The sequence below is a fragment of the Flavobacterium sp. DG2-3 genome (genome assembly GCF_030730925.1).
In the GTDB taxonomy this organism is placed as follows: domain Bacteria; phylum Bacteroidota; class Bacteroidia; order Flavobacteriales; family Flavobacteriaceae; genus Flavobacterium.
This window is the reverse complement of sequence record NZ_JAVAMB010000009.1, coordinates 159,654-177,881: the sequence shown is the minus strand read 5'-3', so window position 1 is coordinate 177,881 and position 18,228 is coordinate 159,654. Positions and strand designations below refer to the sequence as shown.

At 34.0% G+C, this 18,228-nt stretch carries 16 protein-coding genes; 5 read left to right on the top strand and 11 right to left on the bottom strand.

Annotation, left to right across the window (positions count from 1 at the left end):
- Positions 1–27: 27 nt before the first annotated feature.
- The 10 genes from Q9Q97_RS14500 to Q9Q97_RS14455 form a co-directional block, all read right to left on the bottom strand.
- Positions 28–2,055: a M3 family metallopeptidase gene (locus Q9Q97_RS14500; protein WP_306158308.1), complete on the bottom strand. Its 2,028-nt coding sequence runs from the start codon at positions 2,053–2,055 to the stop codon at positions 28–30.
- A 115-nt stretch (positions 2,056–2,170) separates the two neighbouring features.
- Positions 2,171–2,656, bottom strand: coding sequence for a 5-(carboxyamino)imidazole ribonucleotide mutase (gene purE / locus Q9Q97_RS14495; RefSeq protein WP_125722292.1), 486 nt, complete (start codon positions 2,654–2,656; stop codon positions 2,171–2,173).
- A gap of 70 nt (positions 2,657–2,726) precedes the next feature.
- Positions 2,727–3,320, bottom strand: coding sequence for a hypothetical protein (locus Q9Q97_RS14490; protein WP_306158305.1), 594 nt, complete (start codon positions 3,318–3,320; stop codon positions 2,727–2,729).
- 3 nt (positions 3,321–3,323) lie between these two features.
- The gene (locus Q9Q97_RS14485; protein ID WP_306158304.1) at positions 3,324–4,589 is read right to left on the bottom strand and encodes an AAA family ATPase; all 1,266 of its coding nucleotides are present in this window, start codon (positions 4,587–4,589) and stop codon (positions 3,324–3,326) included.
- A gap of 80 nt (positions 4,590–4,669) precedes the next feature.
- Positions 4,670–5,827, bottom strand: a complete 1,158-nt coding sequence (locus tag Q9Q97_RS14480) for a 5-(carboxyamino)imidazole ribonucleotide synthase (protein WP_306158302.1) — start codon at positions 5,825–5,827, stop codon at positions 4,670–4,672.
- Positions 5,828–5,860: 33 nt separating this feature from the next.
- Positions 5,861–6,283, bottom strand: a complete 423-nt coding sequence (locus Q9Q97_RS14475) for a PIN domain-containing protein (protein ID WP_306158300.1) — start codon at positions 6,281–6,283, stop codon at positions 5,861–5,863.
- The gene (locus Q9Q97_RS14470; protein ID WP_306158298.1) at positions 6,280–6,528 is read right to left on the bottom strand and encodes a DUF6364 family protein; all 249 of its coding nucleotides are present in this window, start codon (positions 6,526–6,528) and stop codon (positions 6,280–6,282) included. The genes Q9Q97_RS14475 and Q9Q97_RS14470 overlap by 4 nt, the downstream gene beginning before the upstream one ends.
- Before the next feature lie 221 nt (positions 6,529–6,749).
- Positions 6,750–7,301: a hypothetical protein gene (locus Q9Q97_RS14465; RefSeq protein WP_306158296.1), complete on the bottom strand. Its 552-nt coding sequence runs from the start codon at positions 7,299–7,301 to the stop codon at positions 6,750–6,752.
- A 22-nt stretch (positions 7,302–7,323) separates the two neighbouring features.
- Positions 7,324–9,426 carry a TonB-dependent receptor gene (locus tag Q9Q97_RS14460; protein WP_306158295.1) on the bottom strand — a complete coding sequence of 701 codons (2,103 nt, stop codon included), beginning with the start codon at positions 9,424–9,426 and terminating at the stop codon, positions 7,324–7,326.
- A 444-nt stretch (positions 9,427–9,870) separates the two neighbouring features.
- Complete coding sequence (locus Q9Q97_RS14455) at positions 9,871–11,145, bottom strand: sorbosone dehydrogenase family protein (protein ID WP_306158293.1); 1,275 nt, start codon at positions 11,143–11,145, stop codon at positions 9,871–9,873.
- A gap of 186 nt (positions 11,146–11,331) precedes the next feature.
- Between Q9Q97_RS14455 and hpt the strand changes: the two genes are divergently transcribed.
- The 4 genes from hpt (at position 11,332) to obgE (ending at position 15,065) form a co-directional block, all read left to right on the top strand.
- Entirely contained in the window at positions 11,332–11,862 is a 531-nt protein-coding gene (hpt, locus tag Q9Q97_RS14450; RefSeq protein WP_306158292.1) for a hypoxanthine phosphoribosyltransferase, read from the top strand.
- 66 nt (positions 11,863–11,928) lie between these two features.
- Entirely contained in the window at positions 11,929–12,501 is a 573-nt protein-coding gene (locus Q9Q97_RS14445) for an adenylate kinase (RefSeq protein WP_306158290.1), read from the top strand.
- 189 nt (positions 12,502–12,690) lie between these two features.
- Entirely contained in the window at positions 12,691–13,965 is a 1,275-nt protein-coding gene (locus Q9Q97_RS14440; RefSeq protein ID WP_306158288.1) for a hemolysin family protein, read from the top strand.
- Between the two features lie 98 nt (positions 13,966–14,063).
- Positions 14,064–15,065 carry a GTPase ObgE gene (gene obgE / locus Q9Q97_RS14435; protein WP_306158286.1) on the top strand — a complete coding sequence of 334 codons (1,002 nt, stop codon included), beginning with the start codon at positions 14,064–14,066 and terminating at the stop codon, positions 15,063–15,065.
- Between the two features lie 98 nt (positions 15,066–15,163).
- Here obgE and Q9Q97_RS14430 read toward each other — a convergent pair whose 3' ends face one another.
- On the bottom strand, positions 15,164–15,691 hold the full coding sequence (locus Q9Q97_RS14430; protein ID WP_306158284.1) for an outer membrane beta-barrel protein: 528 nt from the start codon (positions 15,689–15,691) through the stop codon (positions 15,164–15,166).
- Positions 15,692–16,005: 314 nt separating this feature from the next.
- On the opposite strand from Q9Q97_RS14430, the gene Q9Q97_RS14425 reads away from it, so the two are divergent.
- Positions 16,006–18,150, top strand: coding sequence for a S46 family peptidase (locus Q9Q97_RS14425; RefSeq protein ID WP_306158282.1), 2,145 nt, complete (start codon positions 16,006–16,008; stop codon positions 18,148–18,150).
- Positions 18,151–18,228 lie beyond the last annotated feature (78 nt).

The window sequence follows — 18,228 nt, the reverse complement described above, 5'->3', positions numbered from 1 at the left end:
ACTTAGAGACTTAGTATCTTAGGAGCTTTATAATAATCCCGCTCTCTTCAACAACGCCTCAGGTTTTGGTTCCTGACCTCTAAAACGTTTATACAAAGTCATCGGATGTTCTGTTCCTCCTTTTGAAAGCACATTGTCTTTGAATTTTTTCGCGACTTCTTCGTTGAAGATTCCTTTTTCTTGGAAAAATTCGAAAGCATCAGCATCCAAAACTTCTGCCCATTTGTAGCTGTAATATCCAGAAGAATAGCCGCCTTGGAAAATATGAGAAAATGCTGTACTCATTGCATTTTCTTTTACGTCTGGATACAATTGCGTGTTCGCAAATTGTTCTGTTTCGAAAATTTTAAGATCGGTAATGTTTGTGGGATCTTGTCCGTGCCACGCCATATCTAACAATCCAAAACTTAACTGACGCAAAGTAGCCAAACCTTCTTGGAAACTCGCACTTTCTTTAATTTTCTGCACATATTCAATCGGAATGATTTCTCCCGTTTCATAATGATTCGCAAACAAAGCCAAAGCTTCCGGTTCGTAACACCAGTTTTCCATAATCTGACTTGGCAATTCTACAAAATCCCAGTAAACAGAAGTTCCGGATAAACTTGGGTAAACCGTGTCAGCTAACATTCCGTGTAAACCGTGTCCAAATTCGTGGAATAAAGTCGTTACTTCATTAAAAGTTAATAATGAAGGTTTTGTTTCGGTTGGTTTAGTAAAGTTGCAGACATTCGAAATATGTGGTCTTTCATTCACGCCATCTTTTACGTATTGTGATTTGAATGAAGTCATCCAGGCGCCATTTCTTTTTCCTTTTCTTGGAAAGAAATCGGCGTAGAAAATCGAAACTAATTTATCATCAGCATCACGAACTTCGTAAGTTGTAACTTCCTCGTGGTATTTGTCAATATCAAAAACTTCCGTAAAAGTTAAACCGTATAATTTTTTAGCAACCGTAAAAGCGCCGTCTAAAACTTTTTCTAATTGAAAATAAGGTTTTAGTTTTTCATCGTCTAAATTAAAAAGCTGCTGTTTTAATTTCTCAGAATAATACGCACCGTCCCATTTTTCCAATTGATCGATTCCGTCTAGTTCTTTCGCGAAAGCGGTTAATTCAGCAAATTCTTTTTGAGCGGCAGGTTTTGCTTTTTCTAATAAATCATTCAGAAAAGAAAAAACTTTCTCTGGACTTTCTGCCATTCTTTCTTCCAAAACAAAATGTGCGTGTGTTTTATAACCTAAAAGATTCGCTCTTTGGTGACGCAGTTTTGCAATTTTCAGAACGTTTTCTTCGTTGTTGAATTCATTTTTCTGAAAACCTTTTGCGCCAAAAGCAATTGCCATTTTTTTACGCAATTCACGATTATCTGCATATGTTAAAAACGGAATATAACTGGGATGATCTAAAGTAAAAATCCAGCCTTCTTTGTCTTGGTTTTTGGCTAATAATCTGGCAGCTTCGATTGTTCCTTCTGGTAAACCTGAAAGGTCTTTTTCATCTGTTAGATGCAATTCGAAGTTGTTAGTTTCTGCCAAAACATTCTCGCCAAATTGCAAACTCAGTTTTGATAATTCTTTGTCAATTTCTCTAAGCTGGCTTTTTTTGTCTTCTGGAAGATTAGCTCCGTTTCTTGAAAAGCTTTTATATTTTTTATCTAATAAAGTAGTTTGCTCAGCGTTGAGGTTCAAATTTTCTTTTTGATCGTAAACCGCTTTTACTTTTGCAAACAATTCGGCATTCAAACGAATGTCATTTCCAAGTTCAGAAAGCCAAGGCGAAACTTCCTGAGCAATTTTCTGCATTTCGTCATTCGTTTCAGCCGAATTCAAGTTGAAGAAAATACTAGAAAGACGATCCAAAACATCGCCCGAAAAATCCATTGCAACAATGGTGTTTTCAAAAGTCGGCGCGTCTGGATTATTTACAATCGCATCGATTTCAGCTTTGGCCAATTTAATTCCTTCCTGAAAAGCAGGAACGTAATCTTCGATTTTGATTTGCGAAAAAGGCGCTGTGTTATGTTTGGTGTTGAAATATTGTGTTAATACGCTCATAGTGTTGTTGTGTTACGCAAAGTTTCGCTAAGAAGGCACAGAGCTTCGCAAAGTTTTTTAAATTAACCTTTGCGAAGCTTTGTGTTTGCTTTGTGAATCTCTGTGAAATTAACTTTTATTTTTTTAATCCTTCAGCAGCTTTATTAACCGCCGCTTTCAATTCTTCTTTATAAGCAATAATAGCATCTAAAACGGTTTTATCAGAACTTCCGATGATTTGTGCCGCTAAAATTCCCGCATTTTTTGCTCCGTTTAAAGCAACAGTTGCAACTGGAACGCCGCCCGGCATTTGAAGAATAGATAAGACAGAATCCCAACCATCAATAGAATTGCTAGATTTTACTGGAACTCCAATTACTGGAAGTGGAGACATTGAAGCTACCATTCCTGGTAAATGCGCTGCACCGCCTGCACCGGCAACAATTACCGAAATTCCGCGTGTATGTGCATTTTTACTGAAATCTACTAATTTCTCTGGCGTTCTGTGTGCCGAAACGATATCGACTTCTACTTCTATATTAAATTGTTTCAACATGTCAATTGCATCCTGCATAACTGGCATGTCTGAGATGCTTCCCATGATAACGGCTACTTTGCTCATTTTTTTTGTTGTTTATTTTTGTTTCAGGTTTCAGGTTTCAAGTTGAGCGCTGTTGCTGAAATATGTTTGTTTATTGTAATTCTGGAATCATGTTCCAAATATCAATTTTGAATTCTTCTTGAATTGCTCTTAAGTAACAGATTGAATTGATTTCGTTATCAATTTTATCTTGAAAATATTGTTTTATCTCTATTTCAGTTTGAAGTTTTCTATCGTTTATAGATTCTCTTCTTCGCTTTATGTAGTTTTTTCTGTCTTCAACTCTTTTTTGATTATTTAAATCTAAAAGAATAATCAGGTTGTTTGCTTCCTCATCATTGGGTTGTGCAAAATATTCTCCTTCATTATAAATAACTCTAGTTTCAAAATCTTCGGAGTAAGGCAGTAATATTGGCTCAATCCACTTAGTAGTTTTTCTTTGATTGGGAAGATGTTTAACTTTATACCAGTTGTAATAAGTATCTCCTAATTGATCTTTCAGATTAGGATTAAAATGCTCAATATCATTTGCATCGTCAAAACCTATAAAGTGTTCTGTGTATGCACAAAATCCTTTTTGCTCTTTTAGAAGAAGTATACCTAATTTAGAATTATTTCCACCTGATTTATATATTAAATTTCCAGAAATAATCAAAGAAGTCGGAAGTTTTTGAACTCTTTTCATTTCCTAAAAATTATACTTATCTCCAATAGATTCAATTTCATCTTGAAGTTTTTTCTTTACTTCTTCATTTTCTTCAAATAGCAATTGTCTTCTTTTCTCAAGATATTCATTGTATACTTTTTTACCATATTTGTTTATATAATCGATTCCAAAATCATTATATAACATATCATTTGGATCATCGCCAATTGGAGAAGTTCCTCTTCGAACAGCTACTTTTCCTTCTTCATCAAAATATAAAATAAAACGTTCATCAGGTTCGAATGAAGCAGCAATAAAAGGCGAATGTGTAGAAACAATAAATTGTGCTTCTGGAGCAAGATTTTTATAATAATCCATTAAATCCATTTGCATGTCAGGATATAAAGATCTTTCAGGTTCGTCAATTAAAATTATTGAATTATTCGTTTCTAATTTAAATAGAGGAAAGGCTGTCAATAAAAGCTGTTTTGTTCCAGTACTTATATTCTTTATTGGAATATTTTCTCCCGTTATTTTATGTTTTAATGGTATGATATTTTTAGTATTCACTAAATCAACTTCAAGTTGAACTTTATTTAAAATAACATCGAATTTCTCAGAGAAATCAGTCAAAGGGTTACTGTTTTTTGATTTCCAGTCATCGACTTTTTTTTGAGAAGAATTATCTAATACACTTCCACTATTTATAAGTTCTGTTGCAAATTGCAAAAAATCTTGTAAATACTTAACATTTTGTTTTAATAATGAAATCCAAACTTCTTCTTCTACTTGATGATCAAATGTTAATCTTGAATATTCATTTTCTAATTCACGCTCTTTACTTAATGTCTTAAATCTTTCAATCAACAATACTGTTTCTTCTTCAAAAAGTTTTATATTTTGATTTGATAAAATATCAGAAGTTATATGAAAAATACGATCTGTTTTTTCAAAGAGGTATTGGATGAAACTTGCCGATTTTTTTGAGAATGAAAGAGATTTATCGTTTTTTGAAATTACTCCATTGTCATATTCAAATGATTGATTGTTATTTATTAATTTAAAATTAGAATCGAATTTATGCGACCTAATCCATATATCGCCAACATCATCTAATTCTGTTTTGAAAAACCCATTAATATCTTTATTGATCAACTCCAATAAACTAGTTTTCCCAGTAGCACTTTGTCCAATAAAACATATTTTATCCAAAGGTTCCCCTTTACGTTCACCACTTTGATAAGTAAAATCAAATTCCAGATTTTCTAAATGCCTAAACGAATCGATATGTAATTTTGAAATTTTCATTTATTGAATTTTTACAAGCTAATTAAAAAATAAAATGTATTTTAAACTGTAAAGCGCGATTAAAAACTAACCACTAAAATTTACTGACCACTGATCACTTTAATAGTATTCTTAACTTCTTCAGCAATTCGTCTCGCTTCGATCATATTTTCATTTACGATGGTCACGTGCCCCATTTTTCTAAACGGGCGTGTTTCTTTTTTACCATAAATATGTGGCGTAACACCGTTCCAACCTAAAATGGTTTCGATGTTTTCGTAAACTACATTTCCAGAATGTCCTTCGGCTCCAACTAAGTTTACCATAACTCCAGCCACTTTACTGTCGGTGTTTCCTAACGGAAGATTTAAAATGGCACGCAAATGATTTTCGAATTGTGAAGTGTAACTTGCTTCAATTGAATAATGTCCAGAGTTGTGCGGACGCGGCGCTACTTCATTCACTAAAATTTCATCTTCATTGGTTTGGAACATTTCTACTGCTAAAAGTCCAACGTGATTGAATTTTTCTGAAACATTCAGCGCAATTGCTCTTGCTTTTTCTGCTACTTTTTCGTCGATTCTTGCTGGGCAGATTACGTATTCTACCTGATTGGCTTCTGGATGGAATTCCATTTCTACAACAGGATACGTTTTAATTTCTCCAGATGGATTTCTGCACACAATCACAGCCAATTCATTTTTGAACGGAACCATAGTTTCGGCAATACATTCTACATTTGGAAGATTATCCAAATCAGAAGTTTGTCGAATTACTTTGACACCATTTCCGTCGTAACCAAATTCGGTGCATTTCCATACAAACGGAATTGTGATTTCGTTATTTCCAACCGATTTTATCAATTGTTCCGGACTGTCGAATCTCAAGAAAGATGCTGTTGGAATATCATTTTCAGCATAAAATTGTTTTTGAACACCTTTATTCTGAATTCCTTTTAAAGTTTTTGGAGATGGATATACTTTTACGCCTTCATTTTCTAATTGGGTTAAAGCTTCAAGATTAACCAATTCGATTTCGAAAGTCAAAACATCAACCTGTTTTCCGAAATTATAAACCGTTTCATAATCCATTAAATCGCCTTTGAAGAATTTGTTGCAGGCGATTTTGCTTGGCGCTTCGTCACTTGGATCGAGAACGTATGTCTGTATGTCAAATTTGCGGGTGTCGAACAAAAGCATTTTGCCCAATTGTCCGCCGCCTAATATTCCTAATTTAAAATCAGAAGAAAAGTAATTCATTGTGTGTTGTTTGAATTTGTGAAATTCACTTAGTTAATTGTTGTTTATTTTGGTTAAAAATTCATCTGGTGTGAATACATTAATTTCAGAAAATTTAAAGTCTTTCAAATCTCTCGTTACAATGCAATCCATATTATGGATTGATTGAGCTGAAATAATCTGAATAGCATCTTCAAAATCTTTATGATTAGATTTTAAACTTTTCTTTATAATCGTCGCGTCAACCGGAATTATTTCTATGTTTTGTATAATCTCGTCTAATGCCATTCTTATCTTTTCTTCAGGAATTAGCCTTTTCAAAAGATAATGCAATGTAATAATAGTGTTTGAAGTTGAAAAAAGCTGAATTTTTTTGTCAACTCCTAAAGTGTAAATTTTTAAAGAATTATGGACAAAAGGTTGTCTGTTTGCAAAAATATCCATTAAAATATTTGTATCTATAAATACGTTTTTCATAGACCATATTTTTCTCTATAATGCTCCTCTTTTACTTTTTCTTCATCAAAATCATCTGGCAAAGTAACAATTCCAATAAGTTTTTTTACTTTAGGATGAATGTCATCGTATGTTTGTTCTTTTTCAGTTAGATTCTTAAAATAACTTTCGACAAGTTCAGATAAACTTCTGCCAGTTTTTTTTGCATACGATTTTGCCTGTTCGATAACTTCTTTTTCTAGCGATAATGTGAGTTTAGTATTCATGATACGTAAAGTTTTTACAAATGTACGTAATATTTTTTTTTCTGCCACGAATTACACGAATTGCTCGAATTTTTTTCAGCCAAGGATTAAAAAGATTTTTAGGATTTTTTCTACCAGAATAAATTAGTGTACTTGGTGAAATTGCTTCGCCTGTTCGCTATCGCTCGGGTCGTGGCAAACTAAAAAAATCATTTTAATTCATTTAATCTGTGGCTAAAAACTTATTTCATTTTCTTCAAAACTTCTTTGGCAACGGCTTTATAGGCGGCTGAATGATCTCCAAAATCTTTATCAATAATAACTTTTAGTTCGGGATGAATCCAATCGTAATGATTGCCTAAAATATATAGAGTTCGAATAGAGTATGCTTTTGTAGCCACTTTAACATCTGTAATTAACCAGTCAAAAGAAGCTTCAATACAATCCTGCAGGTTTTCTTCTGAAAGTTTAATGCAGTTTTCACCTTTTTTATAGTGTGATTTTACCAGAAGCTGAACGACTTTTGCAACTGGACGTAGTGAACTTTCGTCTTTTAAAACTTTCAAATTGGAACAGAAAAAATCAAGATGTGGTTGTAGCCAAAGCAATTCTTCATAAGAGACAAATTCTAGAATCCAGCATGCTTTATGATTGTTTTTGTCTTCTGGTGAAAAACATATTGAAATGAGTTCGCTAAAAAGCAGAGGATTTTCTAAAATATCCTGCGCTACTTTTAGACGGTTTTCTCTGTAAGCATTGACATAATCTAGTTTTTTTTGTAATTCAGAAAGCATTCTTATGATGTTTAATACACTGCTAAAATAAGTAATTTAATGAGATAATTCCGTAATAATTTATAGGTAGTCCAGGATAATAAAATCTAGGCTGTGCATTTCCAACTGCTGTTGCATTGGTAAGAATCATAGAAGCATATTTTTCGTTTGTGACATTATTTATTCCTGCGTCAAAATGAGCTTTTAGTCCAGACAAAATTTCAAATTGATAGCCAGTTTTTAAATTCAATAAAGAATAAGAATCTGAAAAATTAGCGTTTGAGTCATTCATCGGAATTTTGTCTGTGAATTGAAAATCGGCAGCCAAATAAAATCCTGAATTGGTATTCAAATTAAAACCTGCACTTGCGGTATTGGCAGGAACTCCAGTCAATTTATTTCCCGAATAATTATTTCCGTTGTCATCAAATTCTTTAAATTCATAATTTCCGACGGAAGCGCCAACATAAGAGTTCAAATTAAAAGTTCTACTAATTGTCCAATTGTGTTTTAATGAAACTTCAATTCCTTCATGAAAAGTTTTTCCAGCATTTACACCTTCATATTGATCATCTCCAATTCTTTTGGCAACCAATAAATCTTTTATTTCCATTCTGAAAACAGCAATTTCGGTGTATAGTTTTTTATTAAAAAAATGAAGCTTGCCGCCCAATTCAAAATTATAACCGGTTTCTGGTTTTATGTCCTGATTAATATTTCCTGTGCTGGTTAAAGTTTCTTCAGTCGCGGGAAGAGAAAAACCTCGGCTTACAGAAATGTATAAAGTTCGGACTTCGCTAGGTTTGTATAGAAAAGAAAGCTGTGGCGAAAAAATGCCGTCATAACTATAAGTTTCCTTTGGATCATTCGCGGAAGCGGGAAAATCATTCTGCAATTCAAATTTGGTTTTGTTGTAATTTAATCCTGCTTGAATTTCAAATTGATCAGAAAGTAAAGTTCTAATCTGAGAAAAAATATTGTAAAAATGCCTTTTCTGATCGGTTGCTGAAAGTTGATCGCCTTGTAAACTTCCATTTCCATTATTTTGCTGATAGAGATTTTCGAAAGTGTTGCCGCTGTAATTATCCCTGAAATATTCTAATCCGGCAATAAATTGATTTTTAATTTTTCCGATTTCAAAATCACCCGAAAACTGTGTTCGCACACCCGATGCAAAAGTGTATTGACGCAATACATCGAAAGGACGTGGTTCGTTGCTATCTTTATAATTGATAAAAATAGAAGTCGAATTATTCAAATGATCGTTAATTTCAAAATCATAAGCCAAGCCTGCCAAAGTCGATTTGTATTCTTTAAATCCTTGTGAAGCGACCCAAGTCGGTGCGCCAGCCTGCGGATTATTTTCGAAAGTTGTTTTGTTGATCGAACTCGGAATGTTAGCTTTTAAATAAGTGTAGTTAGAAAAGTAAGTCAGTTTGCTTTTTTCTTTTCGAAACAATTCTCCCGAAAGCGTAATTCCTTCGCGATTGTAAGCACTGTTCTCGCGCCAGCCGTCGGTTTTTAAATTGTGATAGCTTAGGTTTAAGGAGGAATTTTTTTCATTGAAATCAAAACTCACTCTGTTTTTCAATAATCCGAAAGAGCCAAAAACAGAACTGATTTCCGTTTGATAATTTCCTTTCTTTAAAGATTGAGGCGAAATTAAAATTGCACCGCCCAATCCAGCGCCGTAAACACTCGAAAGCGGTCCTTTTATAATTTCAATTTGATTGATGTTTTGAAGATCAATATCGTCAATGACGGTTTCACTGTTTCCAGAAGTTAGCGGAATACTGCCGTAAAAAGCTCTGATTTTATTGGTTCCGTACGGAGTTCTCGCACCAATGCCTCGAATCGAAATTCGAGTTGTCGTAATGTTGGATGACTGCATAAAAACACCAGGAATGGTATTGATAACATTACTAATGTCAGTCGTATTATTTTGAAGTAATTCTTTTTGGGATAAAATTCCAATCGAAGCTGGACTATTTTGCAAATCCCGATTGATATGAAGCGGACTGATTAAAACTTCTTGGAGTTTTTGCGTTTTGGTGGAGTCAATATTTTGGGTTTCTTTTTCTTGTGCAAAAATGTTTAGAGAGACAATGATTGCAAAAAGAGGCAGGTAATTTTTTTTTAAAATCATAAAAAGGTTTGTGTTTAAACACAACTATTGATATAGAATTTAAACATAGCCCACGGTTTCAACCGTGGGAACTCGGTTTGTGATATGCGTTGCGCTCCCACGGTTGAAACCGTGGGCTATGTTGTGAAAATCTATGTGTTTAAATTTTTATCTCAATTCTTGGAATTTGGAATTTTATCTAGGCGAATGAAAATTGAAATTTATTTTTTAACAAATAGAGACACAGCATTTCATTGAGGCAAAAAAGGCGTTTTACTTATAAAAGTCACATAGCAATCTATGTGTGAAAACAGAGTTTTCTTTTATCAACTTCTTTTTAAATAAAATCTATGTCTCTATGTGTTTAAAATATTTAATTTGAAAGTTTTTTAACCGCAAATTACACAAATTCACACAAATTAATTTTGCGAAAATTTGTGTAATTTGTGGTTAAACCAAATTTGATTATTTATTCGCAGTAACTTTCCAAATCGTATTACTGCTATCATCATTTACCAAAAGCGATCCGTCATTCATAACAGTTACAGCAACAGGGCGTCCGTAAACTTCGGCTTTATTTTGATCGGAGATAAAGCCAGTTAAAAAATCTTCTGGTTTTCCTGAAGGTTTTCCATCTTTAAAAGGGACGAAAAGCACTTTATAGCCAGAAATTTTAGAACGGTTCCAAGATCCATGCTGACCTACGAAAGCACCGTTTTTATATTTCGCCGGAAACTTATCTTTCGTATAAAAAGCCAATCCCAAAGAAGCGGTGTGAGCGCCAACTGGAACATCGGGAACAATTGCTTTTTCTACCAAATCTTTTCTTTCGCCTTTCATTCTTGGGTCAGGAATGCTTCCAAAATAAGAATACGGCCAACCGTAGAAACCATCTCTTTTTACGCTCGTAATATAGTCGGGAACCAAATCGTCTCCCAAATCATCACGTTCATTAACAGCAGTCCATAATTCTTTGTTTACAGGATTCCAGTCCATTCCCACAGGGTTTCTAAGTCCCGAAGCATAGGTTTTTTCACCCGTTCCGTCAGGATTAATTTCTAAAATTGCAGCGCGACGAACTTCTTTGTCAATTCCGTGTTCTGCATTATTGCTTCCAGAACCAACAGAAACATAAATTTTGCTTCCGTCTTGGCTAGCCAATAAATTTCTTGTCCAGTGATTGTTGTAACCGCCCGCAGGAAGTTCAAGAATTTTTTCTCCTTTAGTTTCCAATTTCAAAGGATTGTTTTTATAAGGATAACGGTATAATCCGTCGGTGTTGGCAATGTAGAAAAAGTCTTTTAAAACCAGCATTCCAAAAGGTTTGTTTAAGCCAGAAATAAAAACTTCGCGTGTTTCAAATTTTCCGTCTTTGTCTTTATCTCGTAAAACTGTAATCTGGTTTTTACTAGTTCTTGTGCCACTTTCTACAACAAAAATATCTTGGTTTGGTGCAATATACGTCCAGCGCGGATTTTCGAATCCATCTGCAAATTTGGTAACCGTAAAACCTTCAGGCGCTTTTGGAGTTTTGCCTGCAGGCCATCCAATAACTTTGCTATTATTGGTTTTCGATTCTGTCGCATAAGGCGGAGGCAGTGTAATGTCTCCTATTGCTGTCTTTACTACGTTGTCTGGCTGTTTGGCTAGAGCTTCTTTCTCTTCTTTTTTTACCTGTCCGTTGCAGGCTGTCATTAAGGCTAGTAAGGGTATTGAAAGTAGGGTTAAGGATTTTTTCATCGGTTTTTTGGAGTTAAATATTTACATAACAACAATTTACTCAAAAATCAAATAGCGTCAAAAAATAATTTGTAAACATTAACTGATATTTAACATTCAGAAAAAATATCTCGATACAGTTTATTTTGATAGAAGCTGTTAAGTTCTAATTCTTTATCTTTGTCCATTATTTTAAAAAGAAAAATAATGATACAACTTCACGATAAACAATTTGTTCCGTTTATTTCGGCTAAAGAAATTGATTTTGCTTTGACCAAAATGGTTGCTCAAGTAGAAGATGATTTTGGAGATGAAACACCAATTTTTATTGGAGTTTTGAATGGTGCTTTTATGGTGGTGTCGGATTTTTTGAAAAAATATAAAAAACCATGCGAGGTTTCGTTTATCAAAATGGCATCGTATGAAGGAACAGAATCGACAGAATCGGTAAAACAATTAATCGGAATCAATCAAGATTTGACCGATAGAACGGTTGTAATTATTGAAGATATTATTGACACCGGAAATACAATTGAAGAATTGAAGCACTTGTTTAAAGCACAAAATGTAAAGCATTTTAAAATTGCAACTTTGTTCTTTAAGCCAGAAGCATATAAAAAAGACATTAAAATAGACTATGTCGGAATTCGTATTCCGAACAAATTTATTGTAGGTTATGGTTTGGACTACGATGGTTTAGGAAGAAACTTAACTGAAGTGTATAAATTAGCAGAATAACAAAACACAACTAAATATTCATTTAAAGACTTCTGAAAGACAGAAGTAACAACACTCATTTCAATTATGATTAACATCGTTTTATTTGGAAAGCCTGGTGCAGGAAAAGGAACTCAGGCAGAATTTTTAAAAGAGAAATACAATTTAACACACCTTTCAACAGGAGATATTTTTCGTTTCAATTTAAAAAATGATACTGAACTAGGAAAAAAAGCAAGAGTTTTTATGGACAATGGAGAATTGGTTCCTTGCGAAGTAACGACTGCAATGTTAATTGATGAGGTAAAAAAACATCCAGATACTGCAGGATTCTTGTTCGACGGTTACCCAAGAACAATAAATCAGGCTGAGGCTTTAGATCAGTTTTTACCAACAATCGGCTCAAGTGTAACAGCAACAATTGCTTTAGAAGCTGATGATGAGATTTTGGTAAAACGTTTATTGGAAAGAGGAAAAACAAGCGGAAGAGCTGATGATCAAGACGAAGAAAAAATTCGCGTGAGATACCAAGAATACAACGAGAAAACAGCTCCTCTTATTGGATATTATAAAGAACAAAACAAGTTTCACGCCGTAGATGGTATCGGAACTATTGAACAAATTACAGAGCGATTAACGTCAGTTATAGATAATTTGTAGAAGCTTATTCCAGCTGCCGTTTTAAGGTCCTGACTAAAAAAACTATTTTTTGTGCGAAGCAGTCGTAACATTGATTGTTTCATGAAAATTAGTTTTTTTGGTTGTGGACTTTTTACTTCCATCAGGAATATTTAAATTTAGAATGCAAATTATAATAACGAGACTATTTTATAACGAATCCCCTATCAATTGGAAATACTAATTATATTTTTTCTAATTCTATTAAACGGAGTTTTCTCCATGTCTGAAATCGCCCTGATTTCGGCCCGTAAAAACAGGCTAGAAACAGCTGCGAAAAAAGGCAATAAAAGCGCTAAAACGGCACTCGATTTAGCCAACTCGCCAAATAAGTTTTTATCTACAGTGCAAATCGGAATTACCTTAATCGGAATTTTGACGGGTATATATTCTGGAGATAAAATTACGGCCGATGTTGAGCTTTTTGTAGCTGGATTTACAGCTTTAAAACCTTACGCACATTCTATTGCAGTAGGAATTGTAGTGGTGGTTTTAACTTTTTTCTCATTGGTTTTAGGAGAATTGCTTCCAAAACGAATTGGATTAAATTATCCAGAAGCAATTGCAAAAATGGTAGCGATGCCAATGAAAGTAATTTCGATTATTACGGCTCCATTTATTTGGTTACTGACTTCTTCAACAGATTTTTTATTGAATGTTCTTCAAATAAAACCAACTGCTGACGGAAAAGTGACTGAGGAAGAAATTAAAGCGATTATCAAAGAAGGAACAGAAGTAGGCGAAGTTCAAGAAATTGAGCAAGATATCGTGGAGCGTGTTTTCCATATTGGAGACCGAAAAGTAAATTCTTTAATGACGCACCGCAAGTCGGTTGACATGTTGCCATTAAAAGAAGATAAAGAAAAAATTAAAGAATTGGTTGTTCAGGATCTTCATGCCGTTTATCCTGTTTATAATGATAATTACGATGATATTGTTGGGGTGGTAACACTAAAAAATATCTTCGCCAATATCGAAAAAGATAATTTCGATTTATCGTCAATATTGTCAGACGCGCCTTATTTAATGGAACAAACTACAGCTTACAAAGCTTTAGAAAATTTCAAAAAAACAGGTGTTCACTATGCTTTAGTTTCAGATGAATATGGTGTTTTTCAGGGTATGATTACGTTGAATGATATTTTAGAAGCTTTAGTAGGTGATGCCGCAGAATTCTATAAAGACGAATTTCAATTAATCGAAAGAGAAGATGGTTCGTGGCTAGTTGATGGACATTATTCGTTACACGACTTTTTAACTTATTTCGAATTGGACGAATTGACAAACGATTACGAAGTAAACACCGTAAGCGGAATGATCATGACGGAGCTTTCGCATATTCCTAAAGAAGGCGAAAAACTGATCTGGCAGAAATTTGTTCTAGAAGTAGTTGACATGGACGGAGTTAAAATTGACAAAGTGCTTGTAAAAGCATTAAAAGAGTAGAGAGAATTTTGTTTCATGTTTGATGTTTCAAATTTCAAGTTCGCAGGACTTAAACTAACGAGAAACTTTAAACGTGAAACTATACATAAACAAAAACAATGACAGAAGGAAATTTTGTAGATTACGTTAAGATATATGTTTCTTCCGGAAAAGGAGGAAAAGGATCTACGCATTTACATAGAGAGAAATTTATTGAAAAAGGAGGTCCAGACGGTGGAGACGGTGGCCGTGGAGGACATGTGTATTTAGTTGGAAATAAAGGACTCTGGACATTATTTCATTTAAAGTTTGCGCGTCACATTAAAGCTGGTCACGGTGGAGATGGAGGTTCTGACAGAAGTACCGGAGCAGACGGTGAAGATAAAATCATTGAAGTGCCACTAGGGACTGTTGTAAAAGACAAAGAAACTGGAGAGACACTTTTTGAAGTTACGGAACACGGAGAAAAAAGAATTCTGGCAAAAGGAGGAAAGGGAGGTTTAGGAAACTGGCATTTTAGAAGTTCGACAAACCAAACGCCTCGTTACGCACAGCCAGGTTTGCCAGGTTTAGAAATGGATGTAATTTTGGAACTTAAAGTTTTGGCAGACGTTGGTTTGGTAGGTTTTCCCAATGCAGGAAAATCCACTTTGCTTTCTGTTTTAACTTCGGCAAAACCAAAAATTGCAGATTATCCGTTTACGACTTTAAAGCCAAATTTAGGAATCGTGGCATACAGAGATTTTCAGTCTTTCGTAATTGCCGATATTCCTGGAATTATTGAAGGTGCTGCAGAAGGAAAAGGTTTAGGACATTATTTCTTGCGCCATATTGAGCGTAACTCAACATTATTGTTTTTGATTCCTGTTGATACAGCAGATATTAAAGCAGAATATGATATTTTAGTTAACGAGCTGACTAAATATAATCCTGAAATGCTAGACAAAGAACGTCTTGTTGTTATTTCAAAATGCGATATGCTGGATGATGAATTGAAGGCAGAATTGAAAGCAGAATTAGATGTTTCTTTTAAAGGTGTTCCTTATATGTTTATTTCGTCTGTTGCCCAGCAAGGTCTGACAGATTTGAAAGACAGGCTTTGGAAAATGCTTAATGAGTAAATTATTTAAATAAGATAAAAACCCGACAATGTATAATTGCCGGGTTTTTCCTTTTGTAACAAAAAAATAAGGGCCCTTTATAAAATTTTAAGTAAGAATTACAAACCAAAGTTTTTAGAAACACCAATTTTGAAGGTTTTTCCAAAATCGAAACCAAGGCGTTCTTGTCTCGGATCATTTTTTCCATCTAGGTTATCATAATTAATTCCTCCAATAGAAAAATTCAATCCAAATCCGTTTTTCATATTAATGAATAAAGCTGGAGTTAAATTGGCGTACATTCCTTTGGCGTCGTTTAAAGAGGTGCTTTGGTAGCCAGCTCCTAAATCTGCATAGATAGAAAACAAGTCCGAAAGTGGCGTAGAATAACGTAAAAAGCCACCAATTTTGTATTTTTCTGTAGAGTCTTCTCCAGGCTTTTTAACATTCATAACAGAACCTTCAACTCCCAACGTCCATTTTTCTGCAAATTGATATCCGACTTTCGGAGAGAATTCAAAATTCTCTAATTTAGAATCCCCAATCTTTTCTGAAGAAAAACCAACATTCCCACCTAATAAAATGGAGCCTTTTTGTGCACTTGCAATTGTTGTAGCAAAAAGTAATGCAAATAATAATTTTTTCATTTTCATTTATGTTTAAATACAATTACAAATTTAGAAGAATAATATTTGTAAGAAATATTTTAAATTATTATTTTTACTTTGAAGCTTAATTTTTACAAATAATGATTGCGTTTAATGAATCTTTTATAATTTATGCTGATTTTTAATCTTTAATTTACACTTTTACTCTAAAAATTAAGTTAAATTGTTGACTTGCAAAAATTGTGAATTTCGTAAAATTGGAAACAAATAGCCTTAATAAATTTTGTTTTGAACCTTTAAATTTATTTTTATTGTGAAAATGGCTTATATTCGCATCACTTAAACAAAATAACATGAAAAAAGTAATTTTATTCTTGACCATGTGCCTTATGGCTTTCCCAATGAGAGCTGATGAAGGAATGTGGTTTTTGATGTTTATCGAAAGATTGAACCATAGAGATATGGAGAAAATGGGCTTGCAGTTGACAGCCGAAGAAATTTACAGTATTAATCATCACAGTTTGAAAGATGCAATTGTACAATTCAACGGTGGCTGTACTGCAGAAATCGTTTCTAACAGCGGTTTGGTTTTAACAAATCACCACTGTGGTTATAATGCAATTGCTGAACTTTCGTCTGCAGAACAAAACTATTTAAAAGATGGTTTTTGGGCAAAAGATAAAAGTGCCGAAATGAAACCAAAATCTTTATACGTTCGTTTCTTTGTGCGTATGGATGATGTTTCGAAAAGAATCTTGTCTAAAGTAAACGATACTATGACTGAAACTGAAAGAAACAAAATCATTCAGCAAGAAATCGCTTTGATTGAAAAAGAAAATAGCGAAAACGGAAAATATACAGTTTCTGTTCGTCCTTTCTTTCAAGGAAATGAATATTACTATTTTGTTTACCAAGATTACACAGATGTTCGTTTAGTTGGAACACCGCCAGAAAGTGTTGGTAAATTTGGTGGAGATACAGACAACTGGGAGTGGCCTCGTCAAACAGGAGATTTCTCTATGTTTAGAGTTTATGCTGACAAAGACGGAAATCCTGCAACTTATTCTAAAGACAACGTGCCTTTAAAACCAAAACACTATTTACCTGTAAGTTTAAAAGGAGTTAAAGAAAATGATTTTGCTATGATCTTAGGTTATCCAGGAAGAACAAACCGTTGGATGCCAGCTGGAGGAATTGAGCAAAATATTAAATATGCTTATCCTGCATGGGTTGAAGGTGCAAAAACAGGAATGGATGTAATGAAAAAGTATATGGATAAAGATGCAACTGTTCGTTTACAGTACGCTTCTAAATATGCTTCGACTGCAAACTACTGGAAAAACCGTCAAGGAATGATCGATGCTTTAACAAAAGCAGGAACTGTTGATACTAAAGCAGAACAAGAAGATAAATTCTACGAGTGGGCAAGCAAACCTGCAAACAAAGAGAAATATGAAAATGTAATTCCGACAATTAACGATTATTATAGAGAAACAAACTTAAAAGCACGCCACGATAATTATTTGATGCAGCTTTTACGTACTTCTAGTTATGCAACTGGACCGGCTAATTTAGGAAATGCATTAATTGCTTACTACAAAGAAAATGATGCTAAGAAAGCAGAAATGCTTCCTAAAATCAATGCGATGGTTGAAAGCATTTATGGTGAATTTTATGCTCCATTAGAAAAAGATATTTTAGCGGCGCAATTAAATTTATACGCTTCTAAAGGTGCTGAGTACGGACTTGCTCCAGAAATCGCAAAAATGAAAACAGCTAATAATGGTGATTTTACTGCAGATGTAGCAAAAGCAACGGAGATTAGTTATTTTACAAATAAAGAAAAAGTATTAGCATTCTTAGCAGATCCAAAACCATTGGCAATTGTACACGATCCGTTGTATATTATTTCTAATGATTTATTGACAAAATACCGCGCTAAAACAGATGACCAAGCAAAAGCTGATGATGGTTTTGCAACTGCTTACCGCAAATTGGTTGAAGGCTTAAGAGAATCGAAACTAAACGCAATTAAATATCCAGATGCAAACTCTACGTTGAGGTTGACTTACGGAAAAGTTCGCGCTTTACCTGCAGATCCTCGTAACGATGCAAAAATCAACAACTATACTACAATGGAGAGTATGGTGAAAAAATACAAAGCAGGTGATGCTGAGTTTGATTTACCATCTCGTTTGTTAGAATTGAACAAGAAAAAAGATTACGGTCAGTATGCTGACAAAGCAGGCTATATGCCAGTAAACTTCTTGACTGATAATGATATTACAGGAGGAAACTCTGGTTCACCAGTTTTGAACGGAAAAGGAGAATTAATCGGTATTGCTTTTGACGGAAACATCGAAGCAATGGCCGGAGACGTAATTTTCGATTCTAATTTACAAAGAACAATCAACGTAGATATTCGTTATGTACTTTGGATTATCGACAAATACGCTGGTGCTAAAAACATTATCGACGAATTGACGATTACAAAATAATATCTACCGCCGAAGCATTCCTACGGAATGAATAACGGTCGTTAGCTTTTATATACAAACCCGACAGGTTTTAAACCT

What these genes read in the sequence shown, in the direction of transcription:
- Q9Q97_RS14460 (WP_306158295.1), bottom strand. Translation starts at nt 9,426, where the DNA reads ATGATTTTAAAAAAAAATTACCTGCCTCTTTTTGCAATCATTGTCTCT.
- Q9Q97_RS14490 (WP_306158305.1), bottom strand. Translation starts at nt 3,320, where the DNA reads ATGAAAAGAGTTCAAAAACTTCCGACTTCTTTGATTATTTCTGGAAAT.
- Q9Q97_RS14480 (WP_306158302.1), bottom strand. Translation starts at nt 5,827, where the DNA reads ATGAATTACTTTTCTTCTGATTTTAAATTAGGAATATTAGGCGGCGGA.
- purE (WP_125722292.1), bottom strand. Translation starts at nt 2,656, where the DNA reads ATGAGCAAAGTAGCCGTTATCATGGGAAGCATCTCAGACATGCCAGTT.
- Q9Q97_RS14430 (WP_306158284.1), bottom strand. Translation starts at nt 15,691, where the DNA reads ATGAAAAAATTATTATTTGCATTACTTTTTGCTACAACAATTGCAAGT.
- Q9Q97_RS14455 (WP_306158293.1), bottom strand. Translation starts at nt 11,145, where the DNA reads ATGAAAAAATCCTTAACCCTACTTTCAATACCCTTACTAGCCTTAATG.
- Q9Q97_RS14425 (WP_306158282.1), top strand. Translation starts at nt 16,006, where the DNA reads ATGAAAAAAGTAATTTTATTCTTGACCATGTGCCTTATGGCTTTCCCA.
- hpt (WP_306158292.1), top strand. Translation starts at nt 11,332, where the DNA reads ATGATACAACTTCACGATAAACAATTTGTTCCGTTTATTTCGGCTAAA.
- Q9Q97_RS14445 (WP_306158290.1), top strand. Translation starts at nt 11,929, where the DNA reads ATGATTAACATCGTTTTATTTGGAAAGCCTGGTGCAGGAAAAGGAACT.
- Q9Q97_RS14475 (WP_306158300.1), bottom strand. Translation starts at nt 6,283, where the DNA reads ATGAAAAACGTATTTATAGATACAAATATTTTAATGGATATTTTTGCA.
- Q9Q97_RS14465 (WP_306158296.1), bottom strand. Translation starts at nt 7,301, where the DNA reads ATGCTTTCTGAATTACAAAAAAAACTAGATTATGTCAATGCTTACAGA.
- Q9Q97_RS14470 (WP_306158298.1), bottom strand. Translation starts at nt 6,528, where the DNA reads ATGAATACTAAACTCACATTATCGCTAGAAAAAGAAGTTATCGAACAG.
- Q9Q97_RS14500 (WP_306158308.1), bottom strand. Translation starts at nt 2,055, where the DNA reads ATGAGCGTATTAACACAATATTTCAACACCAAACATAACACAGCGCCT.
- Q9Q97_RS14485 (WP_306158304.1), bottom strand. Translation starts at nt 4,589, where the DNA reads ATGAAAATTTCAAAATTACATATCGATTCGTTTAGGCATTTAGAAAAT.
- obgE (WP_306158286.1), top strand. Translation starts at nt 14,064, where the DNA reads ATGACAGAAGGAAATTTTGTAGATTACGTTAAGATATATGTTTCTTCC.